Here is a 13125-nt window from a genome sequence, read left to right on the forward strand (position 1 = left end):
CCTCAAAAGTGGGAGGCCACCATACCCGTTTACAAAGCGAACAGGAAAGTCAATGAAATCAACGGTCTACCCAGACCACCCCCGCGCCAGTGCTAGCTTTGCGTACCGTCACTTATTGCACTGAAAACGAGGAGACCCCCCGGTAGCGCTGCTGCTCGAAACTGCGGTCGCGGATTTCACCCAGGCGGTTGAAAAACACTGCCCTGGCCAGCGCATTGCGCGCCTCGCCCTTGTTCAGGCCGGCATGCACGCGGCGGCGCAGTTCCACGCTTTGCAGCCAGTCCAGGATGAACAGCGTGCGCTCGATGCGGCCCAGCTCGCGGAGCGCCACGGCCAGGCCGTTCTGGCGTGGGTAGCTGCCGAGCTTTCGGAGCATCAGGGAGGCCGTCACCGTGCCCTGCTTGATCGAGGTGGCCAGCCGCAGGATTTCGTCCCAATGGGCGCGGACGTGCTTGATGTTGAGCGTGCCGCCGATCATGGGTTTCAGCGCGTCATAGGCGGCGTCGCCCTTCGGGATGTAGAGCTTGGTGTCGCCCAGGTCGCGGATGCGCGGCGCGAAGCGGAAGCCCAGGAGGTGCATCAGGGCGAAGACGTGATCGGTGAAGCCCGCCGTGTCGGTGTAATGCTCCTCGATCCGCAAGTCGGACTCGTGGTACAGCAGGCCGTCGAGCACGTAGGTCGAATCGCGCACGCCGACGTTCACGACCTTGGTGTGAAATGGCGCGTACTGGTCAGAAATGTGGGTGTAGAACGTCCGCCCTGGGCTGCTCCCGTATTTCGGGTTGATGTGGCCGGTGCTCTCGGCCTTGCTGCCGGTGCGGAAGTTCTGGCCGTCCGACGATGAGGTGGTGCCGTCGCCCCAGTGCTCGGCGAAGGGATGGCGGAACTGTGCGTTGACCAGATCGGCCAGCGCCGCCCCGTAGGTTTCGTCGCGGATGTGCCAGGCTTGCAGCCAAGCCAGCTTGGCGTAGGTCGTGCCGGGGCAAGACTCCGCCATCTTGGTCAGGCCCAGGTTGATCGCGTCGGCGAGGATCGTGGTCAGCAACAGGTTCTTGTCTTTGGCCGGGTCGCCCGATTTCAGATGCGCGAAATGCCGAGTGAAGCCCGTCCATTCGTCCACCTCCAGCAGCAGTTCGGTGATCTTGACGTGCGGCAGGATCATTGCCGTCTGGTCGATCAGCGCTTGGGCGGTGTCGGGTACCGCCGCGTCGAGCGGCGTGATCTTCAAGCCTGACTCGGTGATGATGGCGTCCGGCAGCTCGTTGGCCGTCGCCATACGGTTGACGGTGGCAAGCTGTGTTTCCAGCAGCGTCAGCCGGTCGTTCAGGTACCGGTTGCAGTCGGTGGCCACGGCCAGCGGCAATTCGCTGGCCTGCTTGAGGCTGGCGAATTTCGCGGGCGGCACCAGGTAGTCCTCGAAGTCCTTGAACTGGCGCGACCCCTGCACCCAGATGTCGCCGGAACGCAACGCGTTCTTCATCTCCGACAGCGCGCACAGTTCGTAGTAGCGCCGGTCGATGCCGGTGTCGGTCATGACCAGCTTCTGCCAGCGCGGCTTGATGAACTCGGTCGGCGCGTCGGCGGGCACCTTGCGGGCGTTGTCGCTGTTCATGCCGCGCAGCACCTCGATGGCGTCGAGCACGTCCTTCGCGGCGGGAGCGGCCCGCAGCTTGAGCACGGCAAGGAATTCCGGCGCGTAGCGGCGCAGCGTGGCGTAGCTTTCGCCGATGCGGTGCAGGAAATCGAAGTCCTCGGGCTGCGCAAGCTTCTGCGCTTCGGTGACGCTCTCGGCGAAGGCATCCCAGGACATGACGGCCTCGATGGCGGCGAACGGATCGCGGCCCGCCTGCTTGGCCTCGATCAGCGCCTGGCCGATGCGGCCGAACAACCGCACCTTGGCGTTGATCGCCTTGCCGGACGCCTGGAATTGCTGCTGATGCTTGTTCTTGGCGGCGTTGAACAGCTTGCCCAGGATGCGGTCGTGCAGGTCGATGATTTCGTCGGTGACGGTGGCCATGCCCTCGATGGCAAGCGCCACCAGGGTGGCATAGCGTCGCTGCGCCTCGAACTTGGCCAGGTCGGCGGGCGTCATCTGGCCACCCTCACGGGCGATCTTGAGCAGGCGGTTCTGGTGCACCGACCGCTCGATGCCAGAAGGCAGGTCGAGCGCCTGCCACGCTTTGAGGCGTTCGATGTGTTCCAGCATGTGCCGCGAATTCGGTTTGACGGGCGATTGGCGCAGCCAGGCCAGCCAGGTCGTTTTGCCGTTGTCCCGACGCTTGAGCAGATCGTCGAGGCGGCGGCGATGCGCGTCCGACAGCGGTTCGGCCAAGGCATCGTAGATGCGCCGGTTGGCGCGGGTGATTGCTTCGGCGCTCGCCCGCTCGACGGCGTTGAGGGCAGGCAGAATGACCGACTGCTGCCGCAGGTGCTCGATCAAGGTGCTGGCCAGCACGATGCCCTTGTCGGTCTGCAAGGCCATCTCGGTCAGCAACTGGACGGCCTGCCGGTAGTGGCCCATGGTAAAGGGCTGGAAGCCGAACACCGTTTGCAGTTCGACCAGGTGCTCGCGCCGGGTCTGCTCCCGCTGCCCGTATTCGTCCCAGCTTTCGACGCTGACCTTGAGCTGGTCGGCGACCAGTTTCAACAAGGGCGGAAACGGCGGCTCATCGACGCCCAGGATGACACCAGGAAAGCGCAGGTAACAGAGCTGCACGGCGAAGCCCAGCCGGTTGGCCGGGCCGCGCCGCTGCCGGATGATGGAGAGGTCGGTTTCGCTGAACGTGTAGTGACGGATCAACTCATCCTTGGTGTCCGGCAACGCCAGCAGGCTTTCGCGCTCGGCGGCGGACAGGATTGAACGACGTGGCATATTTACTGATCCGTTCTCAAGTATTGATACAGGGTTTCGCGACTGATTCCGAATTCACGAGCCAGCTTGGTCTTTTGCTCGCCAGCCTCGACACGTTGGCGCAGTTCGGCAATACGCTCAGACGACAGGGATTTCTTCCTGCCACGGTAGGCCCCGCGCTGCTTGGCGAGCGCGATGCCCTCGCGCTGCCGCTCGCGGATCAAGGCGCGTTCGAACTCGGCGAACGCGCCCATTACCGACAGCATCAGGTTCGCCATCGGCGAGTCCTCGCCGGTGAAGGTCAAATGCTCCTTAAGGAACTCGATGCGTACGCCGCGCTGGGTGAGGCCCTGCACCAGGCGGCGCAGGTCGTCGAGGTTGCGCGCCAGACGATCCATGCTGTGCACCACGACCGTGTCGCCTTCGCGCACGAAGGCGAGCAGCCGTTCCAGTTCGGGCCGCCGTGTGTCCTTGCCCGACGCCTTGTCGGTGAACACTTTATCCACCTGGATCTGTTCGAGCTGCCGTTCTGGGTTCTGGTCGAAGCTGCTGACGCGGACGTAACCGATGCGCTGACCGTGCAAGGTATCCTCCTGAGGGAAATGTGTCAGGAAGAAATCTATGACCCTTGACGGCGCATGTCAATCAATTCGGAAGGCAACTCTATTCTGACGATTTAGCGCCGGATGGTCTGACGCCAAGTTAGGGTATGCCTCAATCTGACGGTAGCGAGTCGCAGGCGTTCGGATCGGCATCGGTTTCGTTCCCTGTCTTGGCACGCGCTTCGAAGCGTTGATAACACTCCAACCCGCAGAAGTGCTCGACGTATTCCGCGCCTTCCGGGGTGAAGGCGGCATCGAGCGGGATTTCCTTGCAGCACACGCAGCAACTGGTGGTGGTCGAGTCTGTCGTTTTCAGAAGACGGCTGCACTGAACGTCAGAAGCCGACTGCACTATAGCAGCGGAGGGGTTGGATCCATCAGGCAACGACGGGCTGCTGCCGGCCATCAGCGGACGCAGGGAGGACTTTCCGCAACCGGCCGTTCGATGCGGCACCGATGGCCTTCGCGCAGGGGTAGTGAATCCGCCAGGATTGACTTGCGCTGCCCTACCTCTCACTAGTGAGGGGCGGCAGCGCATCAAGCGGTGAGCGCACTCCGGCACCGCCAACTTTCAGCACATGCGTGTAAATCATCGTCGTAGAGACGTCGGAATGGCCGAGCAGATCCTGCACGGTTCGAATGTCGTAACCGCTGCGGAGCAAGGCCGTCGCGAACGAGTGGCGGAGGGTGTGCGGTGTGGCGGGCTTCGTGATGCCTGCTTGTTCTACGGCACGTTTGAAGGCGCGCTGAAAGGTCTGGTCATACATGTGATGGCGACGCACGACACCGCTCCGTGGATCGGTCGAATGCGTGTGCTGCGCAAAAACCCAGAACCACGGCCAGGAATGCCCGGCGCGCGGATACTTCCGCTCAAGGGCGTCGGGAAGCGCAACGCCGCTGCGGCCCTCGGCCTGGTCCTTCAGCCACCATGCCCGTGCACGCGACAGCTGCTCGCGCAGGCTGGGTGCCAAGCTCTCGGGTAACATCAAGGCCCGATCCTTGGAGCCCTTGCCCTCCCGCACGATGATCGTGCCGTGATCGAAATCCAGATCCTTGACCCGCAGTTGCAAACCCTCACTGATCCGCATGCCCGTTCCATACAGAAGCTGGGCGAACAAACGATGCTCGCCTTCCAGAAAACCGAGGATGCGAACCACTTCATCCGGGGTCAGCACCACCGGCAAGCGCCGCGACGGCCGAGGTCTTCCGATCTCCTGAAGCCAGGGCAGATCCGTGCACAGCACCTTGCCGTAGAAGAACAGCAAGGCCGCCAATGCCTGACGATGCGTGGAGACCGAAACCTTGCGCTCGTTCGCCAGCCAGGACAGAAATGCCTCGACTTCGCTGCTGCCCAAGGTTGCCGGGTGACGCACACCGTGGAAACGGATGAAGGCACGAACCCAGTGGACATAAGCCTGTTCGGTTCGTAAACTGTAATGCAAGTAGCGTATGCGCTCACGCAACTGGTCCAGAACCTTGACCGAACGCAGCGGTGGTAACGGCGCAGTGGCGGTTTTCATGGCTTGTTATGACTGTTTTTTTGTACAGTCTATGCCTCGGGCATCCAAGCAGCAAGCGCGTTACGCCGTGGGTCGATGTTTGATGTTATGGAGCAGCAACGATGTTACGCAGCAGGGCAGTCGCCCTAAAACAAAGTTAGGCCGCATGGACACAACGCAGGTCACATTGATACACAAAATTCTAGCTGCGGCAGATGAGCGAAATCTGCCGCTCTGGATCGGTGGGGGCTGGGCGATCGATGCACGGCTAGGGCGTGTAACACGCAAGCACGATGATATTGATCTGACGTTTCCCGGCGAGAGGCGCGGCGAGCTCGAGGCAATAGTTGAAATGCTCGGCGGGCGCGTCATGGAGGAGTTGGACTATGGATTCTTAGCGGAGATCGGGGATGAGTTACTTGACTGCGAACCTGCTTGGTGGGCAGACGAAGCGTATGAAATCGCGGAGGCTCCGCAGGGCTCGTGCCCAGAGGCGGCTGAGGGCGTCATCGCCGGGCGGCCAGTCCGTTGTAACAGCTGGGAGGCGATCATCTGGGATTACTTTTACTATGCCGATGAAGTACCACCAGTGGACTGGCCTACAAAGCACATAGAGTCCTACAGGCTCGCATGCACCTCACTCGGGGCGGAAAAGGTTGAGGTCTTGCGTGCCGCTTTCAGGTCGCGATATGCGGCCTAACAATTCGTCCAAGCCGACGCCGCTTCGCGGCGCGGCTTAACTCAGGTGTTAGATGCACTAAGCACATAATTGCTCACAGCCAAACTATCAGGTCAAGTCTGCTTTTATTATTTTTAAGCGTGCATAATAAGCCCTACACAAATTGGGAGATATATCATGAAAGGCTGGCTTTTTCTTGTTATCGCAATAGTTGGCGAAGTAATCGCAACATCCGCATTAAAATCTAGCGAGGGCTTTACTAAGCTTGCCCCTTCCGCCGTTGTCATAATCGGTTATGGCATCGCATTTTATTTTCTTTCTCTGGTTCTGAAATCCATCCCTGTCGGTGTTGCTTATGCAGTCTGGTCGGGACTCGGCGTCGTCATAATTACAGCCATTGCCTGGTTGCTTCATGGGCAAAAGCTTGATGCGTGGGGCTTTGTAGGTATGGGGCTGATAATTGCTGCCTTTTTGCTCGCCCGATCCCCATCGTGGAAGTCGCTGCGGAGGCCGACGCCATGGTGACGGTGTTCGGCATTCTGAATCTCACCGAGGACTCCTTCTTCGATGAGAGCCGGCGGCTAGACCCCGCCGGCGCTGTCACCGCGGCGATCGAAATGCTGCGAGTCGGATCAGACGTCGTGGATGTCGGACCGGCCGCCAGCCATCCGGACGCGAGGCCTGTATCGCCGGCCGATGAGATCAGACGTATTGCGCCGCTCTTAGACGCCCTGTCCGATCAGATGCACCGTGTTTCAATCGACAGCTTCCAACCGGAAACCCAGCGCTATGCGCTCAAGCGCGGCGTGGGCTACCTGAACGATATCCAAGGATTTCCTGACCCTGCGCTCTATCCCGATATTGCTGAGGCGGACTGCAGGCTGGTGGTTATGCACTCAGCGCAGCGGGATGGCATCGCCACCCGCACCGGTCACCTTCGACCCGAAGACGCGCTCGACGAGATTGTGCGGTTCTTCGAGGCGCGGGTTTCCGCCTTGCGACGGAGCGGGGTCGCTGCCGACCGGCTCATCCTCGATCCGGGGATGGGATTTTTCTTGAGCCCCGCACCGGAAACATCGCTGCACGTGCTGTCGAACCTTCAAAAGCTGAAGTCGGCGTTGGGGCTTCCGCTATTGGTCTCGGTGTCGCGGAAATCCTTCTTGGGCGCCACCGTTGGCCTTCCTGTAAAGGATCTGGGTCCAGCGAGCCTTGCGGCGGAACTTCACGCGATCGGCAATGGCGCTGACTACGTCCGCACCCACGCGCCTGGAGATCTGCGAAGCGCAATCACCTTCTCGGAAACCCTCGCGAAATTTCGCAGTCGCGACGCCAGAGACCGAGGGTTAGATCATGCCTAGCATTCACCTTCCGGCCGCCCGCTAGCGGACCCTGGTCAGGTTCCGCGAAGGTGGGCGCAGACATGCTGGGCTCGTCAGGATCAAACTGCACTATGAGGCGGCGGTTCATACCGCGCCAGGGGAGCGAATGGACAGCGAGGAGCCTCCGAACGTTCGGGTCGCCTGCTCGGGTGATATCGACGAGGTTGTGCGGCTGATGCACGACGCTGCGGCGTGGATGTCCGCCAAGGGAACGCCCGCCTGGGACGTCGCGCGGATCGACCGGACATTCGCGGAGACCTTCGTCCTGAGATCCGAGCTCCTAGTCGCGAGTTGCAGCGACGGCATCGTCGGCTGTTGCACCTTGTCGGCCGAGGATCCCGAGTTCTGGCCCGACGCCCTCAAGGGGGAGGCCGCATATCTGCACAAGCTCGCGGTGCGACGGACACATGCGGGCCGGGGTGTCAGCTCCGCGCTGATCGAGGCTTGCCGCCATGCCGCGCGAACGCAGGGGTGCGCCAAGCTGCGGCTCGACTGCCACCCGAACCTGCGTGGCCTATACGAGCGGCTCGGATTCACCCACGTCGACACTTTCAATCCCGGCTGGGATCCAACCTTCATCGCAGAACGCCTAGAACTCGAAATCTAACGTCCGTTCGGGCATCGAGGTCCATGTCGGGGTGGGACGGGCCCGTGGCTTCAAGATCACTTGCAGTCCGACCGCGATGTCTTGGTTGCGCGAGAGGTTGTCGATATCTGTTGATTTGCACCCAAATTTGACCCGGGATTTGCATTGAATTTTGACCCACCCCTTGTTGTCAGAATTATGTCTCGATTTTCAGTTTGCGGGTCTGTTTTTCCTCCTGCTTATTCTGAGTTGAACTGTGTTTGAAGCGGTAACTTTCATTGCCGGTTTCCAGGATGTGGCAGTGGTGGGTTAGTCGGTCCAACAACGCTGTTGTCATCTTTTCATCGCCAAACACTCGGCTCCATTCCGAGAAGCTCAAGTTGGTGGTCAGTATCACGCTGGTTTTTTCGTACAGCTTTGAGAGCAGGTGAAACAGCAGTGCCCCACCGGTTTGGCTAAAAGGCAAATATCCCAGCTCATCCAGAATCACCAAATCGGCATACAACAGACGGTTTGCGATTTGTCCCTGACGCCCAGATGATTTCTCTTGCTCCAGTGCATTGACCAAATCCACGGTGGAGAAGAAACGCACCCGTCGGTTCAAGTGCATCACTGCTTGTGTACCAATGGCTGTGGCCAGGTGAGTCTTGCCTGTGCCTGGCCCACCAATCAGCACCACGTTCTGGGCTTGTTCCATGAAGTCGCACCGGTGCAATTGTTTGACCGTGGCCTCATTAACCAGGCTTTGACTGAAGTCAAAGCCCACCAAGTCCCGATACACGGGGAACTTGGCCACCCGCAATTGATAGTTCACCGAACGTACTTCACGCTCTGCCACTTCAGCTTTAATCAAGCTGTCCAGCATGGGCAAGGCTTGATTAAATGCTGGTGAATTCTGATTGCCCAACTCCTCAATGGCGTGTGCCATGCCAAAGAGTTTCAAGGATTTGAGGATTCTCACATGGCCTTCATGCTGCATCATGGGCTCTCCTTAAACTGTCATAGCGGTTCACGTTGGCCTGTGGTTCCAATGTCAGCCTTAACCCCTTGGGAATTGGAATCGGTTTGGGTGGAGGTTCTTCGGTCAAACGTCCCAACAGATTAAGCACATGCTCCTTCGATGGCTTGCCACACTCCAATGCCAATTCCACAGCACTGAGTACCGCACCTTCATCGTGGTGCAATACAAGGGCCAGAATTTCCACCATGTCACGGTCACCGCCGGGGCGTTGCAGCAAGATGGATTGAAGCTTCTTGAACGCGGGTGGCAATTCAGCAAATGGCGCACCATTGCGCAACGCCCCAGGTTTCTTCTGAAGCACAGACAAGTAATGGTGCCAGTCGTATTGTGTGTGGCCACGCCGAGCGTGGCCACTGCCAAACAATCTTGGATGCTCGGCAATGTGTTGGCCTTCGGCAGCCATCACCAGCTTGTCTGCATAAATCCGAAGGCTGATGGCCCTGTTGGCGTAACTGGCAGGAACGCTGTAGCGATTGCCCTCGTGGTGAACAAGGCAGGTTGAAGTGACTCGCTTGGTTTGCTCCACGAATGCATCAAAGGCATTGGGTAGCGCCATCAACTCGCCTTGTTCATCGGCAAAGGCCTCTTGCACGGTTTGGTCCAATTCGGGGTGGCGCAGCTCAGACCACAGCGCTTTGCAGCGATGCTCAAGCCACACATTCAAATCAGCAAGGCTTTGAAAGTCTGGTGCCCCTTGCCACAGGCGTTGGCGGGAATCCTGCACGTTCTTCTCAATCTGGCCTTTCTCCCAACCCGATGCTGGATTACAGAACTGCGCATCTAACAGGTAGTGGCTGACCATGGCAGTGAACCGCTGATTGACCCTGCGCTCTTTGCCACGCCCCACCGAATCCACAGCGGTCTTCATGTTGTCGTAGATGCCGCGCTTGGGAATGCCACCGAAGATTTGAAAGGCATGCCAGTGGGCATCAAACAGCATTTCATGTTTTTGCTGGTAGTAAGCCCGAAGCACAAAGGCCCGGCTGTGGGCCAACTTAAACTGGGCAATCTGAAGTTTGACCTGTTTGCCCGCTATGCGGGCAAAGTCCTCACTCCAATCGAATTGGAAGGCTTCGCCACAAGCAAAGCGCAAGGGGATGAAACAACCCTTGCCCGAGGTTTGCGCCTTGAACTGTTCGGAATCTTTCCACTGTCGGGCAAAGGCACACACTCGGTCATAAGACCCGGTAAAGCCCAAAGCGACCAAATCCCGGTACATGCTGCGCAGGTTTCTGCGCAGCTTCTTTGTCTTTTTGTGCTCGGTGGAGAGCCACTGCCTTAACTTGGGCTCAAAAGAACTTAACTTGCCAACGCTGTCTCGCGCTGGGTACTGCGGTTCAACCACCTTGCTTTGCAAATACTTGCGAACGGTGTTCCTGGACAGGCCGCTTCGTCGGGCTATTTCCCGAATCGACGCACCATCGCGAAAATGCCAGCGTCGAATTGCGCTCAATATCGCCACGTTTATCACTCCTTGATTTCTCCCGCCATATCCAGACGGGAAACAGTGTCATACGTGGGTCAAATTTCGACGCAAATCTTTACCCTAAGTGGGTCAATTTTAGATGCAACTCAACAGCCACGGCTTTGTGCAATGCCCACACTCTTTTGACCTGACTTTCGCTGCACCTGGCCAGTTTCGCCGTTTCCGCGATGCTATGCCCAGCAGTGCGCAGCGCAATGATCCGATCATGCGCCAGTGTGTCGGCCTTACGGCCGGTGTAGCGGCCGGCCTGCTTGGCCAGCTCCACGCCTTGCCGCTGACGCTCGCGCCGATCCTCGTAGTCATCGCGTGCGATCTGCAACGCCAGCTTCAAAAGCATGTCCTGGACGGATTCCAGAACAACCTTGGCCACGCCCTTCGCCTCGGCGGCCAGCTCCGTCAAATCCACCACACCAGGCACGGCTAGCCTGGCGCCCTTGGCCCGGATCGAGGCCACCAGGCGTTCGGCCTCGGCCAGCGGCAAGCGGCTGATTCGGTCGATCTTCTCCGCAACCACGACTTCACCAGGTTGCAGGTCGGCAATCAGGCGCAGCAGCTCGGCGCGATCGGCGCGTGCGCCGCTGGCTTTCTCGCGGTAGATGCCGGCGACGTAAAAGCCGGCCGCCTTCGTGCTCTCCACGATGGCATCCTGCCGGCTTAGGTCTTGTTCCTCCGTGCTCACGTGTCGTTTTCAGAAGGCGACTGCACCAGTTCACTGGGCTGGCCGCCGTGTGTGCATAGAACTTCTGACCGGGAACGGTCAGAAGTTCTATGCACGAAGCGCCGCGAGAGATCGGAATTGCTCAGAACTCTTGTGCACGGCGCGACAAAGCCGGAACCGCCGAAAATTCCGGCGATCAACCGGCAAGCTGCTTGATGCGCTCGGCCAGGCGGCCGAAAGCCTCGTTCACGTATTCCAGCACCTTGGGTTCTGCGCCCTGCGTGCGCAGCGAGTCTTTGAAGGCTTCCAGGTCGGACAGCCATTGCCGATGCAGGCGGCCCAGCTCGTCGAGCTGAGGCCGGAAGTCTTGGAGACTGCCGCTCGCACGAAACGCCTGGTAGCCACGCTCAAGCGTGGCCGCCGTGGTCAGCAGTTGCGCGCCCATTTGCTTGTGCTGTTCGGAGAACTCGGCCATGCCGTCATAGGGCCGCGAAGCCTTGCGGCGCTCGGCTTCGGATGCCTCTTCCATGATGCGGGCGTAGCGGTAGAACCCTGGGAACTCGCGGGACAGCGCCATGAGCTGCTGATCGGATGTGCCGACCCAAATCCTGTGCAGGTCAGGCCCGTACCCCATCATGCGATTGATGATGGCATGGGCCTCGCTGACACCCTGGGCGGCAAGCTGCTGCATGTGTTGGTCGATCTTCGCGGCCAGTCGGCGGAATTCGTTCATGCTCATGTCCGTCACAAAAGGCGCGTTGATTGCCCTTGCGCCGTGAGAAGTGCCACCGCCTTCTTATCGAAGGAAACGAAGGTTTCCCCGCCAAGCCAGTTGCCTTCGTAGGCAATGACGCCATCGGCAAAGTCTCCGCCCGCGTCGAGCACCAGCAAGCCAGCCTCCACGGCAGGCCGGTTCACTTCCACATTCGCGGCGGCCAGTAGTGCCCGGATCGCGCTGGCCGCGTCGGCTTGCTGGAAGCCGTAGACACGCAGCAGCACCCAAACAAATTCGCATAGGCACGGCAGCGCGACCGCGATCAACTCGGCGTCGGTCAAGACTGCGGCGGCAACGTCCGCTTGTGCGGGATCGTCACGCACAACCGCACGCACAAGGACGTTGGTATCGACTGCGACCTTCATTGCTTACCTGCCCAGCCTTGCGCCGCCGCCTCGTTGATTTCTTCGATGGTGGCAACCTTCTGCGTCTTGCCCGCGAGCAGGCCGACAAAGCTGGCTATCGTCCCTGCGGGCCGTGCCGCCTTGAGCACGCCCCGACCGTCTGGCAACAAGTCCAGCTCGATCTTGTCGCCTGGCCTGATGCCGAGGTGTTGCAGTACGTCCTTCCGAAACGTCACTTGTCCCCGTGCGGTAACGGTCAATGTGGTCATGGTGGTTTGCCCTCGCAATCAAGGTTGATGCTTCACATAGTAATGCAAAAATGCCTTACCGTCAATGTCCGTCAAACGATCATTAGTCGGCCATGCCGGACACTGTCCAGCAAAGTTATTGCACAACGGGTTGTCGGACATTAAGATAGGCGGACGGAATGACGGACAAGAGAGGCGGCAAATGGCACTGATCGGCTATGCGCGGGTATCGACGGCGGAACAGGACACCGCCTTGCAGACGGATGCGCTACGCAAGGCAGGCTGCGAGCGCGTTTTCGAGGACACGGCTTCCGGGGCCAAGGCCGACCGCCCCGGCTTGGCTGATGCGCTGGCCTACCTGCGCGACGGCGACGTGCTGGCCGTCTGGCGGCTGGATCGGCTCGGGCGCTCTATGCCGCACCTAATCGAAACGATAGGCGCGCTGGAAGCGCGAGGCGTCGGCTTCCGTTCTCTGACGGAAGCCATCGACACCACCACGCCAGGCGGGCGGCTCATCTTCCACGTGTTCGGCGCGCTGGGCCAGTTCGAGCGCGACTTGATCCGCGAGCGCACCAAGGCCGGGTTGACTGCCGCCGCCGCTCGTGGGAGGAAGGGCGGGCGAAAGCCGGTTGTCACCGCCGACAAGTTGCAGCGAGCGCGGGAGCACATCGCCAACGGGCTTAATGTCCGAGAGGCCGCTACACGGCTCAAGGTGAGCAAGACGGCCCTGTACACCGCGCTGCAATCCACCAGTGCAGCCGACTCCTGATATTCCGTGCAGTCGTCTTCTGAAAATGACATCACGCGCAGGTAGATGCGTGCGACTTTCATGCGGGCCTCCTGGTCATTTTGGGTATAGGGAAAATGACCATTGTTTCACGCCTAGCCAAAAAGGGAAGGTTCCCGGTTCAAATGTCGTTTTCAGAAGACGGCTGCACTGAACGTCAGAAGCCGACTGCACTATAGCAGCGGAGGGGTTGGATCCATCAGGCAACGA

General features: G+C 59.8%; 14 protein-coding genes and 1 pseudogene. 5 read left to right on the top strand and 10 right to left on the bottom strand.

The features are described 5' to 3' along the window. Window positions 1-139: 139 nt before the first annotated feature. The 4 genes and pseudogenes from LU682_RS24135 to intI1 form a co-directional block, all read right to left on the bottom strand. A pseudogene (locus tag LU682_RS24135) lies at window positions 140-2872 on the bottom strand (Tn3 family transposase); the annotation flags it as partial. Between the two features lie 2 nt (window positions 2873-2874). Continuing rightward, on the bottom strand, window positions 2875-3435 hold the full coding sequence (locus tag LU682_RS24140) for a recombinase family protein (RefSeq protein ID WP_003124096.1): 561 nt from the start codon (window positions 3433-3435) through the stop codon (window positions 2875-2877). A 130-nt stretch (window positions 3436-3565) separates the two neighbouring features. Then, a complete protein-coding gene (locus LU682_RS24145; RefSeq protein WP_003159549.1) occupies window positions 3566-3733 on the bottom strand; it encodes a DUF3330 domain-containing protein in 168 nt (55 codons plus the stop codon). A 226-nt stretch (window positions 3734-3959) separates the two neighbouring features. Further along, on the bottom strand, window positions 3960-4973 hold the full coding sequence (intI1, locus tag LU682_RS24150; RefSeq protein ID WP_000845048.1) for a class 1 integron integrase IntI1: 1014 nt from the start codon (window positions 4971-4973) through the stop codon (window positions 3960-3962). A gap of 145 nt (window positions 4974-5118) precedes the next feature. Here intI1 and aadB point away from each other — a divergent pair, with 145 nt between their 5' ends. The 4 genes from aadB (at window position 5119) to LU682_RS24170 (ending at window position 7617) form a co-directional block, all read left to right on the top strand. Next, on the top strand, window positions 5119-5652 hold the full coding sequence (aadB, locus tag LU682_RS24155; RefSeq protein ID WP_000381802.1) for an aminoglycoside nucleotidyltransferase ANT(2'')-Ia: 534 nt from the start codon (window positions 5119-5121) through the stop codon (window positions 5650-5652). Window positions 5653-5808: 156 nt separating this feature from the next. Next, complete coding sequence (locus LU682_RS24160) at window positions 5809-6156, top strand: quaternary ammonium compound efflux SMR transporter QacE delta 1 (RefSeq protein ID WP_000679427.1); 348 nt, start codon at window positions 5809-5811, stop codon at window positions 6154-6156. Then, window positions 6150-6989, top strand: coding sequence for a sulfonamide-resistant dihydropteroate synthase Sul1 (sul1, locus tag LU682_RS24165; RefSeq protein WP_000259031.1), 840 nt, complete (start codon window positions 6150-6152; stop codon window positions 6987-6989). Before LU682_RS24160 ends, sul1 begins: the two co-directional genes overlap by 7 nt. Window positions 6990-7116: 127 nt before the next feature. Beyond that, entirely contained in the window at window positions 7117-7617 is a 501-nt protein-coding gene (locus tag LU682_RS24170; protein WP_000376623.1) for a GNAT family N-acetyltransferase, read from the top strand. Between the two features lie 175 nt (window positions 7618-7792). Here LU682_RS24170 and istB read toward each other — a convergent pair whose 3' ends face one another. From istB to LU682_RS24200, 6 genes are all read right to left on the bottom strand, one after another. Next, a complete protein-coding gene (istB, locus tag LU682_RS24175; protein ID WP_000983249.1) occupies window positions 7793-8578 on the bottom strand; it encodes an IS21-like element IS1326 family helper ATPase IstB in 786 nt (261 codons plus the stop codon). Then, complete coding sequence (gene istA / locus LU682_RS24180) at window positions 8565-10088, bottom strand: IS21-like element IS1326 family transposase (protein WP_003159175.1); 1524 nt, start codon at window positions 10086-10088, stop codon at window positions 8565-8567. The genes istB and istA overlap by 14 nt, the downstream gene beginning before the upstream one ends. Before the next feature lie 70 nt (window positions 10089-10158). Then, the gene (locus tag LU682_RS24185; protein ID WP_003159176.1) at window positions 10159-10782 is read right to left on the bottom strand and encodes a recombinase family protein; all 624 of its coding nucleotides are present in this window, start codon (window positions 10780-10782) and stop codon (window positions 10159-10161) included. A gap of 175 nt (window positions 10783-10957) precedes the next feature. Further along, window positions 10958-11494, bottom strand: coding sequence for a hypothetical protein (locus LU682_RS24190; protein WP_003159187.1), 537 nt, complete (start codon window positions 11492-11494; stop codon window positions 10958-10960). 11 nt (window positions 11495-11505) lie between these two features. Beyond that, window positions 11506-11901 (bottom strand): type II toxin-antitoxin system VapC family toxin, encoded by a 396-nt coding sequence (locus LU682_RS24195; protein WP_003159186.1) that lies wholly within the window; start codon window positions 11899-11901, stop codon window positions 11506-11508. Beyond that, on the bottom strand, window positions 11898-12149 hold the full coding sequence (locus LU682_RS24200; RefSeq protein WP_003108276.1) for an AbrB/MazE/SpoVT family DNA-binding domain-containing protein: 252 nt from the start codon (window positions 12147-12149) through the stop codon (window positions 11898-11900). The genes LU682_RS24195 and LU682_RS24200 overlap by 4 nt, the downstream gene beginning before the upstream one ends. A gap of 181 nt (window positions 12150-12330) precedes the next feature. Here LU682_RS24200 and LU682_RS24205 point away from each other — a divergent pair, with 181 nt between their 5' ends. Then, window positions 12331-12897, top strand: a complete 567-nt coding sequence (locus LU682_RS24205; protein ID WP_003159185.1) for a recombinase family protein — start codon at window positions 12331-12333, stop codon at window positions 12895-12897. The last annotated feature ends 228 nt before the right edge of the window (window positions 12898-13125 follow it).

The sequence above is a fragment of the Pseudomonas alloputida genome, assembly GCF_021283545.2.
Lineage (GTDB): Bacteria > Pseudomonadota > Gammaproteobacteria > Pseudomonadales > Pseudomonadaceae > Aquipseudomonas > Aquipseudomonas alloputida.

Coding starts and splice junctions, on each gene's coding strand:
- intI1 (WP_000845048.1), bottom strand. CDS start 4,973: ATGAAAACCGCCACTGCGCCGTTACCACCGCTGCGTTCGGTCAAGGTT.
- aadB (WP_000381802.1), top strand. CDS start 5,119: ATGGACACAACGCAGGTCACATTGATACACAAAATTCTAGCTGCGGCA.
- LU682_RS24160 (WP_000679427.1), top strand. CDS start 5,809: ATGAAAGGCTGGCTTTTTCTTGTTATCGCAATAGTTGGCGAAGTAATC.
- sul1 (WP_000259031.1), top strand. CDS start 6,150: ATGGTGACGGTGTTCGGCATTCTGAATCTCACCGAGGACTCCTTCTTC.
- LU682_RS24170 (WP_000376623.1), top strand. CDS start 7,117: ATGGACAGCGAGGAGCCTCCGAACGTTCGGGTCGCCTGCTCGGGTGAT.
- istB (WP_000983249.1), bottom strand. CDS start 8,578: ATGATGCAGCATGAAGGCCATGTGAGAATCCTCAAATCCTTGAAACTC.
- LU682_RS24190 (WP_003159187.1), bottom strand. CDS start 11,494: ATGAACGAATTCCGCCGACTGGCCGCGAAGATCGACCAACACATGCAG.
- LU682_RS24195 (WP_003159186.1), bottom strand. CDS start 11,901: ATGAAGGTCGCAGTCGATACCAACGTCCTTGTGCGTGCGGTTGTGCGT.
- LU682_RS24200 (WP_003108276.1), bottom strand. CDS start 12,149: ATGACCACATTGACCGTTACCGCACGGGGACAAGTGACGTTTCGGAAG.
- LU682_RS24205 (WP_003159185.1), top strand. CDS start 12,331: ATGGCACTGATCGGCTATGCGCGGGTATCGACGGCGGAACAGGACACC.